This is a genomic window from Collinsella aerofaciens, assembly GCF_015554145.1.
In the GTDB taxonomy this organism is placed as follows: Bacteria; Actinomycetota; Coriobacteriia; order Coriobacteriales; family Coriobacteriaceae; genus Collinsella; species Collinsella aerofaciens_AA.
The window spans coordinates 1-19,364 of the sequence record NZ_JADNHZ010000031.1 but is presented as its reverse complement, the minus strand read 5'-3'; the positions used below and the strand labels follow the sequence as shown (position 1 = coordinate 19,364).

The 19,364-nt window shown below is 60.0% G+C and carries 15 protein-coding genes, 1 tRNA gene and 1 other RNA gene; 5 read left to right on the top strand and 12 right to left on the bottom strand.

Going from position 1 to position 19,364, the window contains the following annotated elements; genetic code table 11:
- Window positions 1-149: 149 nt before the first annotated feature.
- The 3 genes from bilS to I2E13_RS10220 form a co-directional block, all read right to left on the bottom strand.
- Complete coding sequence (gene bilS / locus I2E13_RS10230; protein ID WP_195405031.1) at window positions 150-701, bottom strand: flavodoxin family protein BilS; 552 nt, start codon at window positions 699-701, stop codon at window positions 150-152.
- A gap of 323 nt (window positions 702-1,024) precedes the next feature.
- The gene (locus tag I2E13_RS10225; protein WP_195405030.1) at window positions 1,025-2,884 is read right to left on the bottom strand and encodes an ABC transporter ATP-binding protein; all 1,860 of its coding nucleotides are present in this window, start codon (window positions 2,882-2,884) and stop codon (window positions 1,025-1,027) included.
- A complete protein-coding gene (locus I2E13_RS10220; protein ID WP_195405029.1) occupies window positions 2,885-4,729 on the bottom strand; it encodes an ABC transporter ATP-binding protein in 1,845 nt (614 codons plus the stop codon). It lies immediately after the preceding gene.
- A 215-nt stretch (window positions 4,730-4,944) separates the two neighbouring features.
- Here I2E13_RS10220 and I2E13_RS10215 point away from each other — a divergent pair, with 215 nt between their 5' ends.
- A complete protein-coding gene (locus I2E13_RS10215; protein WP_195405028.1) occupies window positions 4,945-5,724 on the top strand; it encodes a hypothetical protein in 780 nt (259 codons plus the stop codon).
- 619 nt (window positions 5,725-6,343) lie between these two features.
- Here the strand turns inward: I2E13_RS10215 and ffs are convergent.
- Both ffs and tadA read right to left on the bottom strand, forming a co-directional pair.
- An RNA gene (gene ffs / locus I2E13_RS10210) (signal recognition particle sRNA small type) lies at window positions 6,344-6,439 on the bottom strand.
- 454 nt (window positions 6,440-6,893) lie between these two features.
- The gene (gene tadA / locus I2E13_RS10205; RefSeq protein ID WP_195405027.1) at window positions 6,894-8,675 is read right to left on the bottom strand and encodes a tRNA adenosine(34) deaminase TadA; all 1,782 of its coding nucleotides are present in this window, start codon (window positions 8,673-8,675) and stop codon (window positions 6,894-6,896) included.
- A 51-nt stretch (window positions 8,676-8,726) separates the two neighbouring features.
- Here tadA and I2E13_RS10200 point away from each other — a divergent pair.
- A tRNA-Ser gene (locus I2E13_RS10200) sits at window positions 8,727-8,816 on the top strand.
- A gap of 3 nt (window positions 8,817-8,819) precedes the next feature.
- Here the strand turns inward: I2E13_RS10200 and I2E13_RS10195 are convergent.
- Window positions 8,820-9,404 (bottom strand): TetR/AcrR family transcriptional regulator, encoded by a 585-nt coding sequence (locus tag I2E13_RS10195; RefSeq protein ID WP_195405026.1) that lies wholly within the window; start codon window positions 9,402-9,404, stop codon window positions 8,820-8,822.
- Between the two features lie 211 nt (window positions 9,405-9,615).
- Here I2E13_RS10195 and I2E13_RS10190 point away from each other — a divergent pair, with 211 nt between their 5' ends.
- Complete coding sequence (locus I2E13_RS10190; RefSeq protein WP_082421874.1) at window positions 9,616-10,167, top strand: LemA family protein; 552 nt, start codon at window positions 9,616-9,618, stop codon at window positions 10,165-10,167.
- Between the two features lie 561 nt (window positions 10,168-10,728).
- On the opposite strand, the gene I2E13_RS10185 is transcribed toward I2E13_RS10190, so the two are convergent.
- Window positions 10,729-11,781, bottom strand: a complete 1,053-nt coding sequence (locus I2E13_RS10185; protein WP_099432362.1) for a branched-chain amino acid aminotransferase — start codon at window positions 11,779-11,781, stop codon at window positions 10,729-10,731.
- A gap of 289 nt (window positions 11,782-12,070) precedes the next feature.
- Window positions 12,071-12,718, bottom strand: coding sequence for a VTT domain-containing protein (locus I2E13_RS10180; RefSeq protein ID WP_117800261.1), 648 nt, complete (start codon window positions 12,716-12,718; stop codon window positions 12,071-12,073).
- A gap of 223 nt (window positions 12,719-12,941) precedes the next feature.
- Between I2E13_RS10180 and cysE the strand changes: the two genes are divergently transcribed.
- The gene (cysE, locus tag I2E13_RS10175; RefSeq protein WP_035138740.1) at window positions 12,942-13,646 is read left to right on the top strand and encodes a serine O-acetyltransferase; all 705 of its coding nucleotides are present in this window, start codon (window positions 12,942-12,944) and stop codon (window positions 13,644-13,646) included.
- 112 nt (window positions 13,647-13,758) lie between these two features.
- On the opposite strand, the gene I2E13_RS10170 is transcribed toward cysE, so the two are convergent.
- The 4 genes from I2E13_RS10170 to I2E13_RS10155 all read right to left on the bottom strand — a co-directional run bounded on the left by I2E13_RS10170 (window position 13,759) and on the right by I2E13_RS10155 (window position 18,472).
- On the bottom strand, window positions 13,759-15,774 hold the full coding sequence (locus tag I2E13_RS10170; RefSeq protein ID WP_195405025.1) for an ABC transporter ATP-binding protein: 2,016 nt from the start codon (window positions 15,772-15,774) through the stop codon (window positions 13,759-13,761).
- 1 nt (window position 15,775) lies between these two features.
- A complete protein-coding gene (locus I2E13_RS10165; RefSeq protein ID WP_195405024.1) occupies window positions 15,776-17,500 on the bottom strand; it encodes an ABC transporter ATP-binding protein in 1,725 nt (574 codons plus the stop codon).
- Window positions 17,500-18,000: a MarR family winged helix-turn-helix transcriptional regulator gene (locus I2E13_RS10160; protein WP_195405023.1), complete on the bottom strand. Its 501-nt coding sequence runs from the start codon at window positions 17,998-18,000 to the stop codon at window positions 17,500-17,502. Before I2E13_RS10160 ends, I2E13_RS10165 begins: the two co-directional genes overlap by 1 nt.
- Window positions 18,001-18,181: 181 nt before the next feature.
- Window positions 18,182-18,472, bottom strand: a complete 291-nt coding sequence (locus I2E13_RS10155; protein WP_055251737.1) for a hypothetical protein — start codon at window positions 18,470-18,472, stop codon at window positions 18,182-18,184.
- A 294-nt stretch (window positions 18,473-18,766) separates the two neighbouring features.
- Between I2E13_RS10155 and I2E13_RS10150 the strand changes: the two genes are divergently transcribed.
- On the top strand, window positions 18,767-19,288 hold the full coding sequence (locus I2E13_RS10150; RefSeq protein WP_195405022.1) for a nitroreductase family protein: 522 nt from the start codon (window positions 18,767-18,769) through the stop codon (window positions 19,286-19,288).
- The last annotated feature ends 76 nt before the right edge of the window (window positions 19,289-19,364 follow it).

Below are 19,364 nucleotides of genomic sequence, written 5' to 3'. Positions count from 1 at the left end.
GTAAAGCCGTTTGTCTCCACCCGCATAGCGGGTGGTTTAAAGCTGGCCGCTGCGCGGCCAGCAGACTAAAGTCTTGAAGAAAAAAGCCTCGAGAATTTCGAGGCTTTCACATTTGTATTGTTTTGCACGAAGGACCGCGAACGACGAAGCTACTCGCCCAAAACGGCCTTTTTGGCGGCTGCAGCCATGTTGTCCAGATCTTCCTTGGTGGGATGGTCCTTCGCGGCAACCCAGTTGTCGAGCAGCATCTTAAATCGGGCGTTGTCGGGATCTTGCTCGAGCATGGCCTCGTAGCGCTGCTTGACCGCGGGGCCCATCTTGCCCTGGCACATCGCCCAACCTGCAAGCTCGGCATCCTCAGCCAAATTGGAAGTTACGCGATCAATAATCTGCTGGTAATAGCTCTGGTCGGCCCCAAAGCCGCAGGTGCCAAACAGGAAGACGCGCTTGCCGTGCAAGGCGGAGAGCAACGCCGCGACCGACGGCGTGCACGCGCCCTTGTCGCACCAAAAACCGACGAGCACCGTGTCGGCCGCGCAGGCGCCCTGCGCCTCGAGCGCAACCTGATCTGCGTCCGCATCGTCGCTCAACGCCGCGGCGTGGACAAACTCAACGCCCGCAGTCTGCAGAGTGCGCTTGATCGCACCCGAAACCATCCTGGTATTACCGCTCTTGCTGTTAACCACCAAAGAGCACGTCATAGTCACGTTGTCTCGTTTCCCCCAAAACTAAAGCCACTAATGCAATTTATTAGATGAATATCTTAGTACTAACGTGACAGATGTAAACCACCGTCTGTCGATTGGCGACGCAGACGACATCTTTGGACAGATTTCGAACAGTATGTACTTCGGATTGAAACCGCCGCAGAACGTTTCACGAATGGCCGAAAAACTGTTTCACAAAACGCCGTCAAATTGTGTCACGGAGTATCGTCAAAATGTTTCACGCGCTGGTAGAACGCTATATAACAAGATCGCTCTATGGGACAAACAAACCTGATTAATTTGCCCCACGGGCTTGCTCACTGGGCGAACTGGCTGCGGTAGAGTTCGGCGTAGAAGCCGTCTGCCGCCAGCAGCTCGTCGTGTGTGCCCCGCTCGATAACCTGGCCGTCGCGCATCACCAGAATGCAATCGGCGTTGCGGATGGTGCTCAGGCGGTGCGCCACGACAAAGCTTGTGCGACCTGCCATAAGCTCGTCGAATGCCGCCTGAACCTGCAGCTCGGTACGCGTATCGATGCTCGAGGTCGCCTCGTCCAGCAGCAAGATAGCTGGGTCGGTGAGCATGACGCGCGCGATGCACAGCAGCTGCTTTTGACCCTGGCTAAACGTGCCGCCGTCCTCGCCGATTACCGTATCGTAGCCGCCTGGCAGCTGCACGATAAACTTGTGCGCGTGCGCGCGCTTGGCCGCCTCGATAACCTGCTCGCGCGTGGCATCTGGGCAACCGTAAGCGATGTTTTCCGCCACCGTGCCTTCGAACAGCCAAGTGTCCTGCAGCACCATGCCAAAGGCGCGGCGCAGGCTTGCACGCGTGTAATCACGCGAAGACCGGCCATCGACCATGATGCGTCCGGCATCGATATCGTAAAACCGCAGCAGCAAGTTGATGAGCGTCGTCTTGCCGCAGCCCGTGGGACCGACGAGGGCAAAGCGCGTACCGGGCTTGGCCTCGATGCAGATATCCTGCAGCAGCTTGCGGTCGGGCACATAGCTAAAGTCCACGTGTTCAAAGTTCACCTCGCCCTGCGGGGCGACAAGCTCCACGGCATCCGACGCGTCGGGCTCTTGCTCGCGCGCATCAAGCAACGCAAACATGCGGCGCGCCGAGGCGTACGCGGTCTGGATCTGCGTGATGACGTTCGTGACCTCGTTGAACGGCTTAGTGTACTGGTTGGCGTAGGACAGGAAGATCTGCACGCCACCCACCGTGAGCGCCGCCGGCACGCCCGTGATCACACCCACGCAGCCGATCACAGCGACCACGGCATAGATGATGTTATTGATAAAGCGCGTGCCGGGGTTGGAGAGCGAACCCATAAACTGCGCGCGCTCACCCGCGGTGTAGAGCTCAGCATTGAGGGCATCGAAGCGCAGCTGCGCGTTGGGGCCATAGGCAAACGCGTCCACGAGCTTTTGCTCACCCACATACTCCTCGATATGGCCGCCGAGCTGGCCTTGAATGCGTTGCTGTGCCGTGAAGCTCTTGTTGGAGAGCTTGGCAATGGCACCGGCGGCAAAGATGGAAAGCGGCGTGACGAGCACCACCACGAGCGTCATGGTCAGGTTAATGGAGAGCATAAGCGCAAGCGTGCCCACGATGGTAATAACACCGGTGAAGAGCTGCGTGAAGCCCTGCAGCAGACCGTCGCCCACCTGATCGACGTCGTTGACCACGCGGCTCATAAGGTCGCCGTGGGCGTGGCTGTCGATAAAGCTGAGCGGCATGCGGCTGAGCTTGTCGCTCGCCTCCACGCGCATGTCGCGCACCGTCTCGTAGGACAAGCGGTTGACGCAGTAGCCCTGCAGCCACTGGAAGGCCGCCGCGCCCACCACGACAATCGCAAGCTTGGTGACGAGCGGCAGCAGCGCATCGAAGTCCACCTGCCTGGCGGCGACGATCAGGTCGATGCCCTCGCCGATAAGGATAGGCGTGTAGAGCTGCAAGATCACCGAGATGGCAGCGCTCACAAACGACGCCGTAAACGAAATACGGTGCGGACGGACGTAGCCCAGCAGGCGGCGGGTCACCGCGCCCACGGGGTAGCGCTCGGGGTCGCCGGGCTGGCGCGGACCGTCTCCCAGGTCGTTGAGGTTATCGTTACCGGACACGTTGGCCGTCATCGTGGCGACCGAACCGGAAGAAGTATACGGATTCATTTAGCAGCCCTCCTTTGCGCAAGTGGATGCCGGGGCAGCCGGGGCGGACGCGGGCGACGCGCTCCCCTGCTGGCCCTCGAGCTCTTCGCGGCGAAGCTGCGACTGGCAAATCTCGCGGTATAGTTGGCAGGTCGTATACAGCTCATCGTGCGTGCCCAGGCCCGCGACCGAGCCGTGATCGAGCACGCAGATCATGTCGGCATCGCGCACGGTCGAGACGCGCTGGCTCACAATCACCGTGGTCAGCGGCAGCCCACCCTTGGCGGCACCGCGCATGCTTCGTTCGCGAATGGCATGGCGAAGCGCCGCATCGGTCTTAAAGTCGAGCGCCGAGGCGGAATCGTCCATGATCAATATCTGAGGCGAGCCCACCAGGGCGCGCGCGATGGTCAGGCGCTGGCGTTGGCCACCGCTGAAGTTCTTACCGCCCGCCTCGACCGGAGCATCTAAGCCCTGCTGCTTGTTACGCACGAACTCGCTGGCCTGCGCCATATCGAGCGCCGCCCAGAGCTCCTCGTCGGTCGCCGACTCGTCACGCCAGGTCAGGTTGCCGCGGATCGTGCCGCTCACCAGCGACGCGCGTTGCGGGACGGTCGCGACCACATGGCGCAGCTGATCGAGCGGCCAGGCACGCACGTCGGAGCCCATCACGCTCACGCTGCCGGTGCTCGCATCGTACAGGCGCGAGATAAGCGAGGCGAGTGTGGACTTGCCGCTGCCCGTGCCGCCGATGATACCGAGCGTCTTGCCCAGCGGCAGCTCCAGCGTCACATCGTTGACGGCGTTGGCAGCGCCCGCGCCAAAGGAGAAGCTCGCATGGTCAAAGCTCAGCGCGGGAACTGGGGCGGCATTGCCCGGCTTGGGCAGCGCGACCGGCTGGTTGCCCTCGTCGGTGATGCTCGGCTCGCAATTGAGCACCTCGTTGATACGCGAAGCGCTCGCGCTTGCCTTGGTAAAGACCACAACCAGGTTGGCGACGTACACGATGGAGGTCAGGGTCTGCGTCATGTAGTTCACAAACGCCATGACCTGACCCTGCGTGAGATCGCCCACGTCGACCTGGATGCCGCCCACCCACAGGATGGCGCACACGCCCAGGTTCATCACCAAAAACGTAACGGGGTTAAGGATCGACGAGAGCTTGCCCACCGCGATGGCGGTATGGGCCTGGTCATCGGCGGCTTGAGCGAAGCGCTCACGCTCGTGATCTTCGCGTACAAAGGCGCGAACCACGCGGGCGCCCGAAAGGCCCTCGCGGCAAATGAGCGCGATGCGGTCGAGCTTTGCCTGCAGCTGCTTGTAGTAGGGAATGCAGCGCGCCATGACAAACCAAAACACCAGGCCGATAGCGGGCGTGCAGATCAAAAAGATGATGCCGAGCTTAAGGTCGATGGCAAGGGCCGCGCACATGGAGCCCACGGCCAAGAAGGGCCAGCGGATGAGCATGCGTACGCCCAGCGCCACAGCGAGCTGCACCTGGTTAACGTCGTTGGTGATGCGGGTGATAAGCGACGGCGTGCCAAAGCGATCGAGCTCGGCATAGCTCAGCTTGTTGATGTGCTGGTAGAGCGCACCACGGATATCGGTGCCCATGCCCTGCGAGGTGAGCGCCGCCATCTTTTGGCAGACAAGCGTAAACGAGATGCCGATCACAGCCATGGCGCCAAGTACCATGCCGTAGTGGACGACGGCGTTGACATCGCGTGCGCCGATGCCCTTATCGATCATCTGGGCAATCACCAGCGGCGTAAGCAGGTCAAAGATCACTTCGATCAGCTTGCACGCAGGGCCAATCACCATATACCGGCGAAACTTACCACCAAAACGCCTGAGCAGCTCAATCATGTATAGGCGCTCCCTATCATCATCCACATTCAATTCGAACCATGATAGTACCGCCACCCCAAAAGAAGCGTAAACAACTCGTCATTTCTAATGGGATTCGGTTTCCAAAGAAGCGAAAAGGCACGCGTACACCCAGCCAGTGTCGGGTCGACCGCTTGGTATACTTACATTAGTGCTACCAAGTTAGTCGCCGACCCTTGAAATGAGGTGCCGAGATGAACGACATTCTCGCAAGAAGAGCAAGACGAGCAACTATGGGCATCGCCCTTTCCGCGGCACTTGTCGTGGGAATCGCCCCCGCAACGGCGATCGCGGCAGAAACTAGCGCCCCCACCGGTGCGGCCGTTTCGCAGACGAGCGACGCCAACGGCAATTCGGGCGCCCTGCAGACAGAAGACGCGGCCGCCGCAAAAGAAAAAGCGTATGCAGCCATGCAGGAAGCGCTCAAAAACCTCGAGGCCGCAAAAGACGCCGCAAGTCCCGAGAAAATTGCGAGATTCAATGATGACATTGCCCGTTTTCAAGAGCTCCGCGACAAGATGGCGGCGCAAGCCGCCGAAGAGAGGGAACTCCTTCCCACCATGCAAGCGGACATCGATGCAGCCCAAGCCAAATATAATGAGGCCCACAACCGGACAAGCGGCCTTCAGGCAGAATTAAAGGCACTTGAAGCACTCGGCGACGAGGAGCCCAGCATAACTATTAAAGAGCATATTAAGCAGTTGCGAAGTGAGATCATGGCAGCAAAAGCGCAAGAAGACTCTTGCGAAACGGAGCTCCGCGAGCGCCGCGACGGCCTCAAAAGGCAGGAAAGACAAGTTAATGACTGTGAACTTGCTGCAGGGAAGTATAAAGCCCATACCGACCAGTTCATAGCCTGGCGAGATGCGCTCCTCGACAATTTGAAAAAAGCGCAAACTGCCTATGACGACGCCTGCAAGGCATACGAGAAGAGGCAAAGGCCGCGGCAGACAAGGCCACCTCGCCCGAGATAACGCAACCGACCGAGACGACGCCTCCCTCCAACTCGGCGCAACCGGCCGAGGCGACACAGCCCACCGGCTCGTCCGCGACCGGCAAAAATACCCCGCCAAGCTCCATCAAGCAAGCGAACTCGAGCAGCGGCAAGCAAGCAGATACGACCGCTGGCAAGCTCGCGAACACGGGCGACGCAGCGCCGAGCGCAATCGCACTCGCAGGAATCGCCGCCGCAGGACTCGGAATAACCGCCGCAGCCACATGCCGCATCAGGAACCCAAAATAGCTGCCAGCGGTTATTGTCTTCGCCAATCCACAAGCCCAGAAACAAAGCGAGGCCCGTTTCCCCACCTAGGGAAACGGGCCTCGTTAACTGCAAAAATTCAAGCAACAGTGCCGCCGCCTCCTGAACCACATAGCCACCGCGCTCCAGACAACGCCAGCGAGCAGCATTCCTTAAGGGATAGATTTAATTAGGCTAACGCGCCTTTACGGGTGATTTTTGGACGAAGTGGTCCCGGTGCCGGCGGGCTGTTTGGTAGTCGAGCGATCCCGCAGGCAAAGCCGAGGACCAGCGAGGCACCAAACAGCCCGCCGGCACCGGGACCGCATCGCGGCACCAAAAAAGCGCCCGTGCGCTCGATGGATTCGGATGCCCGACAGAGGCTCCTTATGGCTGCTTCCTTCCGGACCTGACCAGATTCGGAACATGTCGTCATCCGAACCCATCGAACGCGCTAGGCGCTCGGTATATCTTACCTGCTCCCGCCCGATGGGGCAAGACAGCTAATTTGGGACGGGGCTTTTTTGACTACTTTTTGACTGGGGGCATCAGAGTGGCGAAAGTGGTCAAGAAAGCCCCGTCCCAAATAGACTGGTCTGACGCTGCGCCACGAAAAGGGCCTATCTACTACGTTTAGGCCGCGGGGTCAACCATAGCCGACTTTTTCGAAAATCGGCAAGCTTTCTACCTGCGGTTTTAATTACACAAAATCCGGGATGGTCGAGGGTGTTCCGCTAAACGTAGTAGATTACCGCATTTCATGGCAGACGGTCCGACCCAAAGCACAAGGCGACCAGCCTCGGATGGCCATTCACGAAGTTGCGGTGGAATACGGACTGAATTGGCGCCTTAAAGGCAAAAACACTCCGTATTTCACCGCAAGTTATTGGGGAGGGATTGGTTTTAGAGGCGGCCAAGGTCGTAGGCTCGCGCGGCAGACTCGCCGGCGCAGATGAGGTTGGTTGCGGCTTCCTGCGGATCGAGTGCCCACTTCAAATCCATGGGCTTGCGGCAGATCGGCAAAACCAGGTCGACGCCCTGCCCATACACCGCATCCAGGTTGTCGGCACGACCGCCCACGACGGCGACCACCGGCTTGCTATAGCGCTTGGCACGGCGGGCCACACCCACCGGCGCTTTGCCGGCGGCGGATTGCTCGTCCATATTGCCCTCGCCCGTTATGACCAGGTCGACATCGCGCACGCGCTCGTCAAACCCAATCAGATCGAGCACCGTCTCCACGCCCGAACGCAGCTCCGCGCCGAGCGCCAGCAGCGCGGCACCCAGGCCGCCGGCGGCACCGGCACCGGGCACGCCGAGCACCGAGCCAAACGTCCGTGTGCCCTCGGGTGTGCGCAACAACCCCTGGGCCCGAGCCTCGACAATTGCCGTATCGAGCAGACGACCGTAGCCGACCATCCAGCTGTCGCACCTGCTCAGCGCCTCGGCGTCACCCGTCGGCAAGCCTTTCTGCCCGCCAAACACCGCCAATGCGCCCCGACGCCCCACGAGCGGATTCTCGACATCCGAAAGCACAACGATACGAGCGTCATCCAAAGCCTGAAGCGCTGGCGCCAAATCAACGCTCGCCACCTGCTCAAGGCCGGCAAGACCGGGGGCGATATCGCAGCCCCGATCATCGACCACACGCGCGCCCAGCGCCTGCAGCATGCCGGCGCCACCGTCGTTGGTGGCGCTGCCGCCCAAGCCAATATAGATAGTCTTTGCACCCGCGCGAACCGCATGAAGCATCAGTTCGCCCACGCCATAGGTCGAAGCCGCAAGCGCCGACGACTCCGTGCAAGGCGAATACCCAATGCCGGCCGCCTCGGCCATCTCGATGACCGCGGACTCGCGCTCGACATCAACCAGCATCCGGGCAGACGCGCTCTTGCCCAAAGGACCTGCTACCTCGCAGGTCACAACCTCACCGCCGCACGCGGCAATGGCGTCGAACGTTCCCTCGCCACCGTCTGCCAGCAGCAATGTGCACACCTCGGCATCGGGCCAAACGCGGCGCACGCCTTCGGCAACCGCCGCCTCCGCCTGCGCACTCGACACGCTGCCCTTAAAGGAATCAATCGCCAACAGCACACGGCGGGGCCGGCGGCACGCGGCACCAAAATCGACCGCCTCAACGGCGATTTCTTCGGCACACGCAAGCGCCTCGGCATGGGCGGCATGTGCCTCAAGATCGGCCCCGCAACCGCAGCCAGTACCATCGGTGCCACGCAACCCACTAAAATAGCCGCTCAACACCTCACGACACTCGTCTGCCAGCACGCCAGCCGTCACGTTAAACCGATGATTCAGGCGCGAATCGGCATTCAAATCGTATAGGGATCCCAACGCACCCGCCTTGGCGTCGCTCGCGCCATACACGCAGCGCCCCACGCGCGCGTTGACCATAAGCCCCGCGCACATGCAGCAGGGTTCGAGCGTCACGTAGACCGTACAGTCGGAAAGGCGCCAGCGGCCAAGCGCCTGGGCAGCGGCGCACAGGGCCGCGAACTCTGCATGCGCCGAAGGGTCCTGATCGAGCTCGCGACGATTATGCGCCCTCGCGACGATCTCGCCGTCGCGCACCACTACGGCTCCGATGGGCACCTCGCCCACCGCCGCGGCGGCTCGCGCCTCCGCCAACGCCTCGCGCATGAACTTCTCGTCGATTTCGGTGATCGTCATCGTTCGCCTTCCCTGTTGCAAATTCAAAACGATGCTATCATTACGACTCACGGAGAGATGGCAGAGCGGTTGAATGCGGCGGTCTTGAAAACCGTTGAGCGCGAGAGCGTTCCGGGGGTTCGAATCCCCCTCTCTCCGCCACTTTTAGTGATGCACCGGTGTCATGGTCCGCTCAAACAGCGCATCGACCACGTCGGCCATCTCGGGTCGACGCTCAAGATCGTGGCCCGATTCCCACCATATCGTGAAAAGTCGAATAATACCGCCGGCGACAAACTCAGACGTCGTCTCAAGCGAAACGGGGGCCAGGGCGTCCTCGTCAAGCACGTTCATCACACGCTCGCGGATGGAACGGGCAATGCGGTCGCAAATAACGTTGGTCAACATGCCCGACATGCTGCTAGCCAAAATGTTATCCATGAGCCGCTCATGCGCCAGAATCAAATCCATGGCATCGTCCAAAATCGCATGTCGCAGCGCGCGCACGTCCTCGGCAGACACTGCGCCGGCCTCATCGGGCTGTTTTTGCGGCAAGCCCGTCATGAGCTCATCGATATAAAAGGCAAAGTAATCGTTTTTGTCGCGGAAATGCTTGTAGAACGTCGTGCGGCGAATCATGGCGCGGTCGCACAGCATGGCAACCGTCAGGTCCTCAAAACGATGCTCCTCGAGAAGCTCGGTGAAGGCATCGAACAGGGCACGGTAGGTTTTCTTAATGCGAAGGTCCACTGGTATCGCCATCCTCAGGGCAAAGACAACACTCGTCAATCTGTCGCATATCTTACACCTGTACCTCGCGCGCTTTGCCCCGGTACCGACCCCGCCGAAAACATAACGCTTGCCGGAAAGTTCGGCACGGCAAAACGTTGCGGGTATACTAGTAGCGTTATACCAACGGCAGCTGGCGCATGCCGCCGCGGCCATTCGAAACGGAGACATCATGATTACCGTCATCATCGGCATCGTTGTTGTCATTGTGATTGTCTGCGCCATCGCCGGCATCTACAACAACATGGTCACCAAGCGTAACCGCATCGATAACGCCTGGCAGAACATCGATACGCAGCTGCAGCGTCGCAACGACCTGATCCCCAACCTGGTCGAGACTGTCAAGGGCTACGCCAAGCACGAGCAGGAGACGCTCTCCGCCGTGATCAGCGCGCGTAACACCGCCGTCAAGGCCACTACGCCCGAGGCCAAGATGGAAGCCGACAACGTGCTGACCGGTGCGCTGCGCCAGCTCTTTGCCGTAGCCGAGGCCTATCCCGATCTTAAGGCAAACACCAACTTTACGCAGCTGCAGGCATCACTCGAGGATACCGAGAACAAGATTAGCTATGCACGCCAGAGCTACAACGATTGCGTGCTCAGCTACAACAACGCCATTCAGACGTTCCCGGCTGTCATCTTTGCCGGCATCTTCCAGTTTAAGGAGCGCCAGGGCTTCGAGGCCGCCGAAGCAGCCCGCCAGGCCCCGACCGTCAAGTTCTAGTAGTTTGGCAGCGCATCCTAAATCGGCTATATGCATAAACAGCCCCGTCGAATGCATACTTCGACGGGGCGGTTTCCTTTTTCGCGAAGGTCCCCCTCTAAGCGCCGTGCATTTTTAGGAGTATTCAACATAACCAAGGGCTTCGGGCGCTACGATAAATGCCAAAGACCGCGAATATCCCTGCAAATCAAACGCTGTCAGCCCATAACCCCGCCCATCATTCGTAGAAAACATCGAGAAATCCCGATTTTTTGCCCGAGGTCGGTATGCAGGGGCCTTCGATTGCAGAATACTCGCAAAAATGCACGTCGCCACCACCCCCACATGGCGCGAACCAAAACAAATGCGCAGCCTAAAAGGCCGCGCGCTATCTTTAATTCAGATCTATATTGCCCGTAACGGCAGCGCCGAGGTAACGCAGGCCCGAGGGCAACCTTCCTTTCCGGCGCACTCCGCAGGACGAAAGAACCTCCGCCGCACGAAGTGCGCAGCGGAGGTTCTTTCATGTCCGAGGACGCGCCGGAAAGGAAGGTTGCCCTCGGGCCGAACAGCTATGGCAGCTTACGCGACGGTGTAAACCCAGTTGTGCTTATCTTCAACAGCACCAGACTGGATACCAGTCAGGGTCTCGCGGAGCTTCTTCATCACAGGGCCGATCTCGGTGTAGCCAGCCGGGAAGGTCACGGTCTCGTCGGCGCCGTAGACCTTGTTGTCAATCTCGCCAACCGGGGAGATGACGGCAGCGGTGCCGCACAGGCCGCACTCGACAAAGGTACCGGCCTTGACCTCGGCCCACTCGACGGGACGCTCGTCGACGGTGATGCCCAGGTCCTTGGCGACCTGAACGAGCGAACGACGGGTGATGGAGGGCAGAATGGAGTCGGTGTGCGACTGCGGAACGACGAGGGTGCCGTCCTCCTTCACGAACAGCACGTTGGCGCCGCCGGTCTCCTCGACATAGGTGCGGGACTCGGAGTCGAGATACAGATTCTCGGCATAGCCCTCGCGATGGGCCTCCATCGTGGGCTTGAGGGACATGGCGTAGTTCAGGCCGGCCTTGATGTTGCCGGTGCCGTGCGGTGCGGCGCGGTCGTACTCGGAAACGCGCAGCTTGACGGGCTTAAGGCCACCCTTAAAGTACGGACCGACCGGGGTCACGAGAATGCGGAACGTGTACTCAGGAGCGGGAGCCACGCCGATCACGTCACCGGAGCCGATCATAAACGGACGCACGTACAGGGTCGCGCCGGAACCGAAGGGCGGAACCCAGGCGGCGTTGGCAGAAACGACCTGCTTGACGGCCTCGACGAACTTGTCCTTGGGGAACGGGGGCATCTCGAGGCGCTGGGCAGAGTTATACATGCGCTCGGCGTTCATATCGGGACGGAAGCAGACGATGCTGCCGTCCTCGGCGGTGTAAGCCTTCAGGCCCTCAAAGACCTCCTGGCAGTAATGGAAGATGCCACCGCACTCGGAGACATGCAGGGTGTGGTCGGTAGTCAGGCCGCCCTCGTCCCACTCGCCATCCTTCCAATGAGCCTCGTAGCTGTAATCAGTCTTCATGTAGCCAAAGCCGAGGCTACCCCAATCGATATCCTTTTTCTCGACAGTCATATGTCGCTCCTTACATACACAGTTGCAAACTCGCGAACCTGCACGCAAGGACCGAGGCCGACCGCGTCGCAACGTCGCACGCCCGGAGCGTAGAGCCGGACGGGACACGCGGACAGCATCAAAGCCGATGGCACGTCGATTCGCATGCACGAGATTGTACTCCGCACACGCATCGGATAAAACGCTTTTCTTTAACTAACTAAAGTATTTTCATTTGACCGAAGCTGAAGAGGCCCGCCACCGTAAGCGGTGACGGGCCTCAACTGCACGGTTTGCGCGCTGGCTCGAGCTAAGCGTTCTTTTTGCCCAGCTTAGCCTTAACCAAACCGACCACGGTCGGGATGATCGATACGGCAACGATGCCTACAATCAGCAGCTCAAAGTGCTCCTGCACAAAGGGGATGCCGCCAAAGAAGTAGCCCAGCAGCGTAAAGAGCGTCGACCAGGTAATGCCGCCCAGCACGTTAAAGATAACGAAGTTACGCCAGTGCATGCCGCCCATGCCGGCGATAAAGGGCACAAAGGTGCGAATAAACGGGAAGAAGCGGCCCAGGAAGATGGCCAGGTGGCCCCACTTGTCCAAGAAGTCCTCGGACTTTTTAATACGCTCGGGCGTCATGGCCTTGACCTTACCCGAAGCGATGATCTTTTTGCCAAAGAAGTGACCGATCATAAAGTTGCACTGATCACCCAAAATGGCAGCCGCCCATGCGACGGCCAGCAGGGCCACGATGTTAAAGCCACCGTTGTGGGCAAAAAAGCCCGAAGCAAACAGCAGCGAATCGCCAGGGAGAAACGGGAAAAACACCACGCCTGTCTCGATAAAGATGATCAGGAACACGCAGCCGTAGGCCATAAGCGGGCCGGCGGCGATCCAGCTGGCAATCGCGGTGCGCGGGTCTTTGAGCAGCTCGGCGATAAAATTGATGAAACCCATGAAGTAAAACCTCTCAGTTGTGGGCGCGGATACGTCCAAGTTGACCAGTATACGGTTGCGGCGCCCCCTCGTGCGCAACCCCACAAAAGCATGACCCCATTACCAGCAAGTTTGCATAACTGACACCTGTTGCGCAATGCCGCCAAGATTGTTCTTCCTAATCCCTAGCGAATCGCTATACTTTATTGAATCGCATTGCCATGGCGCTAAGGGAGGGCGGCCGGTGAGCTTTATCAATACCATTCGCGAGGACATCAAGACCGTCCAAGCGCAGGACCCCGCCGCGCAAAACGGCCTGGTCATCTTCCTTTCCTATCCTGGCCTGCACGCCAAGTGGAACCACGTGCCCGAGCACTGGCTCTGGGAGCACGGTCATCGCTCGCTCGCCCGCGTGCTCTCGCAAATCACCCGCCACATCACCGGCGTCGAGATTCATCCCGCCGCACAGATCGGCAAGCACTTCTTTATCGACCACGCCATGGGCGTCGTCATCGGCGAGACCACCATTGTGGGTGACAACTGCGTGCTCTACCAGGGCGTCACGCTCGGCGGTACCGGCAACGAGACCGGCAAGCGCCACCCCACCCTGGGCAACAACGTCACCGTGGGCACGGGCGCCAAGGTGCTCGGCAACATCCGCATCGGCAACAACGTCAAAATCGGCGGCAACTCGGTTGTCGTCAAGGACGTGCCCGACAACTGCACCGTCGTGGGCGTGCCGGGACGCATCATCAAGCGCAACGGCTGCCGCGTGTTCGAGGAGAGCTTCGACGCCAAGCAGCATCGCGAGTACATGCCCGATGACGCCGCCGAGCAGTCCGCCCTCAACCGCCAGGGCATCACCGAGAACGCCCGCCGCGTCAAGGAACTCGAGCGAGAGGTGGCGGAGCTCAAGGCCCTCGTCGCCAAGCTCGTGGACGAACGCTAGGAACGCAAGCAGCACAAAACGACATCGGCATCAACGCAAGAAGGCGCGCCAGGGAATTCATCCCCGGCGCGCCTTGTTTCCAATGTGACAAAGGGGCTGCCCCTTTGTCACCTTAGGCGAACTGACTCAGATAGAGGTCGGCGTAGGCGCCCTCGGCAGCCAGCAGTTCCTTATGCGTGCCTTGCTCGATAATGTTGCCGTGATCCATGACCAAGATCAGGTCGGCGTCCACGATCGTCGACAGGCGATGCGCGATCACAAAGCTTGTGCGCCCATGCATGAGCGCGTCCATGGCACGGCCGATGGCAAGCTCGGTGCGCGTATCCACGCTTGAGGTCGCCTCATCCAGAATGAGAATCGCCGGGTTGTTGAGCAGCACGCGCGCAATGGTCAGCAGCTGACGCTGGCCCTGGCTGATGCTTTCGGCATCATTGGCCACGCGCGTGTCGTAGCCCTGCGGCATGGTGCGCACAAAGAAGTCGACCTGCGCGGCGCGGGCGGCAGCCACGATCTCGTCGCGCGTTGCCTCGGGGCAGCCGTAGGCGATGTTTTCGGCAATCGTGCCGTCGAACAGCCAGGCGTCCTGCAGCACCATGCCAAACTGCTGACGTAGCTCACCGCGGTTCATGAGGCGCGTATCCACACCGTCGAGCGTAATGCGGCCGCCGTCAATCTCGTAGAAGCGCATGAGCAGGTTGATGAGCGTGGTCTTACCCGCACCCGTGGTTCCCACCACCGCAATCTTCTGACCCGGTTCGGCGGTAAACGACACGTCGCGCATGAGCGGCTTTTCGGGCGTGTAGCCAAAGCGCACATGCTCAAAAGCGACGCGGCCCTCCACGCGACCCGGCAGATTGGCAGCCTCGCCCGGCTGCGGATCGGCCTCCATCTCGGGCTCATCGAGCAGGTCGAACACGCGCTCCGCACTCGCCAGCGCGCTCTGCAGCGAGTTGAAAGTGAACGACAGCTGCGTCATGGGTTCGGACGCCTCGTAGATAAACTGGAAGAACGCCTGGAACACGCCGACGGTCATGTGGCCGGCAACCAGCATGCTGCAGCCCACGAGCGCAATCACGATCTGTGCCAGGCGACCGATAAAGCGAACCGCGGGTCCGACGGCGTTGATCATAAAGTCGGCCTTGGTGCTCACGCGGGCCAGCTCGCCCGAGGCTTCGTGCACTTCGGCAGAGCTCTGGTGCTCGCGATTGAATGCGCGAATCACCAAACGGCCCGAATAGCCTTCCTCGACCGCGCTCGTAATCTTGGACACCCATTCCTGACGCTCGCCCGTCACATCATGCGTACGGCGCGAAACCACCTTGGTCACCAGCAGCGATACCGCCGTAAAGCCCAAAAAAACCAACGTAAGCTTGACGCTATAGACGAACATCATGATGATGGCACCCGTCACGGTACCGATCGATACCAGCAGCTGCAGCAATCCGCGCTGCATGCTCTCGGACATCTTGTCCAAGTCGTTGGTCGCACGGCTGACCACCTCACCGGGGCGATGCGCGTCAAAGTAGGCGAGCGGCAGGCGGCTGAGCTTCTGCGCGATGCGGTTGCGCAAACGCAAGTTGAGTCGCTCGGCGACGCTCGACATCAAAAAACTCTGCAGCGCATAGAACGATCCGGCGGCCGTCCAGATCAAGAAGTAGACAAAGATGGTCTTGCCGCATTGGTCCCAGGTGATGCTGAAGGTGGTTCCGCTGGCAAACGCCACCTGTATATGGCCCCACAGCTCGTCGATAACATGAGCGCTATATGCCGGCGCGGCGGTGTTAAAGATGACGTAGAACACGATGCTCGCAAACACGATGTAGAAGCGCCAATGGTCGCCGGCGGCCTCGCCCCACAAGCGGCGCACCGTCGCCCAGGTATCGCGGGGTTTCTCGTCCTCATCCTCGTCGTCCACATCGCGCATGCGCTCTGCTTCCGCGCGGGCACGCTCGTCCTCGGCACGCTCGTTTTCCTCGTACAGCGCTTGGCGGCGAGCCTCACGCTCGGCCGCGACCTTGGCAACGTCATCCAGCTCGGTCGGCGCGGCAGCCTGCTCGACCGCTTCCTCGGCGGCGTCCACAACGACGGCATCGATAGCGTCGCTGCGCTTCTTGAGCTCCTCGGTCATGCTACTCACCTCCCTTCATCTGCGATTCCGCGATGGCGCGGTACACCTCGCAGGTTTCCATAAGTTCCTCGTGCGTGCCCAAGCCCACGACCTCGCCGTCCTTGAGTACAACGATCTGGTCGGCGTGCAGAATCGTCGAGATGCGCTGCGCGATGATAAGCACCGCGGCGTCGCGCATCTCGTCCTGCAGCGCATGGCGCAGGGCGGCATCGGTCTTAAAGTCCAGAGCAGAAAAACTGTCGTCGAAGATATACAGGTCGGCGCGCTTCATGAGCGCGCGAGCAATGGCCAGGCGCTGGCGCTGGCCGCCCGAAAAGTTCGTACCGCCCTGGGCAACCGGGGTATCGAGCCCCTGCGGCTGATCGAGCACAAAGGTGCTCTGGGCAACCTGCAGCGCATGAAGCATGTCCGCCTCGGTCGCGTCCTCGTTGCCAAAGCGCAGATTGCTTGCCACGGTGCCCGAGAACAGCCACGCCTTCTGCGGCACATAGGCGATGCGCCCGCGAATCTCACCTTGCGAAAGCTCGCGCAGATCGACGCCGCCCAGGCGAATGATGCCCTTGGTGGCATCGTGGAAGCGCAGCAGAAGCTTTGCCACCGTCGACTTGCCCGAGCCCGTCGAGCCCACAATCGCGGTCGTCTGTCCACGGCGGCAGGCAAAACTCAGGTTGCACAGGGTGTCCTCGTCGGCATCGTCAAAACGGAACGACATGTGGTCGAACACGGCCACCGCGTCGGCGCCGTCTGCGGACTCAGGCGCCCCGTCGCCCAGCGTAGCCTTGCCGTCCACAATGCTCGGCTCGATTTCGAGCACCTGCTGTGCGCGGTTCAGACATGCGGCGGCACGCGGAAGCGTCAGCACCACCATCTGGGCCATCATCACAAAGAACAGGATCAGAAGCGCGTACTCCAGCACCGCCGAGATGCTCGCGATCTGCATGGCGTGGGCGCCCACGCGGTTGCCGCCCACCCACAGTACCGCCACCTCGGCGATATTCATCAGAAAGAAGGTGGAGCTGTCGAGGCCCACAAACAGATGGTTGACTTTTATGGCGTTGGCGGCGTAGTCGCTAAACACCTCGTCCAGGCGCTGTTCCTCACGACGCTCCTTGTTAAACGCACGGATGACGCGCACGCCCACGATGTTTTCGCGCAGCACCACGTTCATGCGGTCGATAAAGCTCTGCAAGCGCATAAAAATCGGAGCCGCGTTGGCAACCGTAAAGACCGCCGCAACCAGCACGATCGCAACCACGACGCCCAGAAGCATGCCCATGGCCGGATCGATGAGCCAGGCGAAGATGATGCCTGCCACCGCCAGGAACGGCACCGGCAGCACCAGCTGAATGGTCTGCAGAATCGCCTGCTGAATCACGTTGATGTCGTTGAGCGAACGCGTGATCATCGAACCCGTGCCAAAGCGCTCAAAGTCACTGGCAGACAGCTCGAGCGACTTGTCGTAGACGGCATTGCGGATATCGCAGGCCACGTTGGCGGCCAGGCGCGCCGAAAGATAGCAGCCCAACACCGCGCCGCCGCTGGCCATGCCGGTCGCGATAAGCATGTAGAGACCGTTGCGCAAAATGTAGTCGACATCGCCCGTGGTGATACCGGTGTTGACCATGTTCGCCAACATCGTGGGTACCAGCAGTGTGCCAACGTTGTCGATTAGCAGCACCAACAACGTCACCGCGACAAGCCTGCGATACGGCTTCATAAACCTCATTAAGAGTCGCACGACTCCCCCTCACCTTGATTATCGGCCTGGCTCTCGGCAGCGATATGCTGCTTAAAGGCATCGCACTCATCGCCGAGCGCATGGGAAAATTTTCCGATTAGGCGCATGATTTCACGTTGCTCACACGGCTCAAGCGCGCCAAAGGCTCGCTGCTCGGCCTTGAGTGCCGGCAGCGCATAACGCTCGGCAAACCGCATGCCCGCTTCGGTCAAACGCACAACCTTGTTCTTACGGCTGCCTTCGGCAAACTCCAACGTTGCAAAGTCCCGCGCCGTCAAGGTTTTAATGGCCGAGTTGATGGTCTGCTTGCTGTAGAACCATTCGCTCGTCAGGCAGCTTACGGCAATACTGCCGCCCGCCGTGCTGGTATCGACGAGCATCCAGTAAGCGCAGTCCGAAAGACCGCAGGCGCGCGAGAACTCCGAATAGATATGGTCAAGTCCATTGAGCAACCGGTCGAAGTCGACCAGCGTAACCGCACTATTCATCTATCCCACCATTCGATTGTCCGATTTTTGACCAATTTTGTATCTCTAGATTAGTCCGAGTTTTGACTATCGTCAACAGGCTCACCGCAAATGCCTGCACTTTTATGGCCTATCGGCAGAAAAAGACCGCCGGCGCGGGGGCGGCGCCAGCGGTCACGTGAAAATCGGGTTTTATTGCCTGTTAGGCGGCGACGGCCTCATAGACCGTAGCGCCCGAGAAGCTGTCATGCAGGCTCTTGCCGGCAATCCACGGCAGCTCGACAACCTCGCAGACCGTGTTGACCAGCTCGGAGCAGTCAGTAAAGTGGCCCTTGTCGTTGAGGGCCTCGCAATCCTGAACACGCCAATAGCCATCGGTGTGCGTGATGTAGTACTCGTGATCGTCAATCGTCACAAAAGCGCGCGTCTTGGAACGCAGCAGCTTCAGAAATCCTTCGAAGTCGGTCTCGACGACATCTCCAGCCTGGAACATGATGTTACCTCCTGGCCCGGCGCCACCACGGCGCATTGATAAACGTTGGTACTCCTTTAGTAAAACCTTTATCAGAGGTTATGCGTTCGTCATTTAGGCAAGTGGTAAAAAACCGCAGGGTAGACGGGATAAAACGTTTAACCATCCCATTTGTTTGTCACATTCTGAAGGCACTTTTATGCAAACCTACTTTCCCAATTGGAATCTATCCTTTTGGCCGGGCAATTGACCGTCTATCGTTTAAGCCCGACGGGTATGAACGGGGCATCTGCAACGCCACTACAAGGAGACACCATGGAGACTATCGAAGCGCTCATCCACCGCCGCAGCTGCCGCAAATACAGCGATCGTCCCGTCGAGGCCGAAAAGCTTGCACGTATTATCGAAGCCGGCCAATATGCACCGAGCGGCATGGGCCGCCAGCCGGTGACGTTTGTCGCCGTCACCGACCCCGCGACCGTCGAGCGTCTCTCACAGCTCAACGCCCAGGTCATGGGCGGCAGCAGTGACCCCTTCTATGGCGCCAAGACCGTTGTGGTGGTGCTGGTCGACCGCAGCGTGCCCACGCATCTGGAAGACGGCTCGCTCGCCATGGGCAACTTGCTCAACGCCGCCTATGCACTGGGTGTCGATTCGTGCTGGATTCACCGCGCGCATGAGGTCTTTGACTCGCCCGAGGGCCTGGAGCTGCTGGCCAGCTGGGGCCTGCCCGCCGACGGCAGCCTGCGCGGTGTCGGTCACTGCATCCTGGGCTATGCCGAAGACACGCTACCCGAGCCCAAACCCCGCCGCGACAACGTGGTGTATGTAAAGTAATCAGAACCACCCTTAAAAAGGGTGGTTTGCTCTTAGGGTATAACCCACGGGCCCCGGGCTCGCGTCTAAAGGCGCG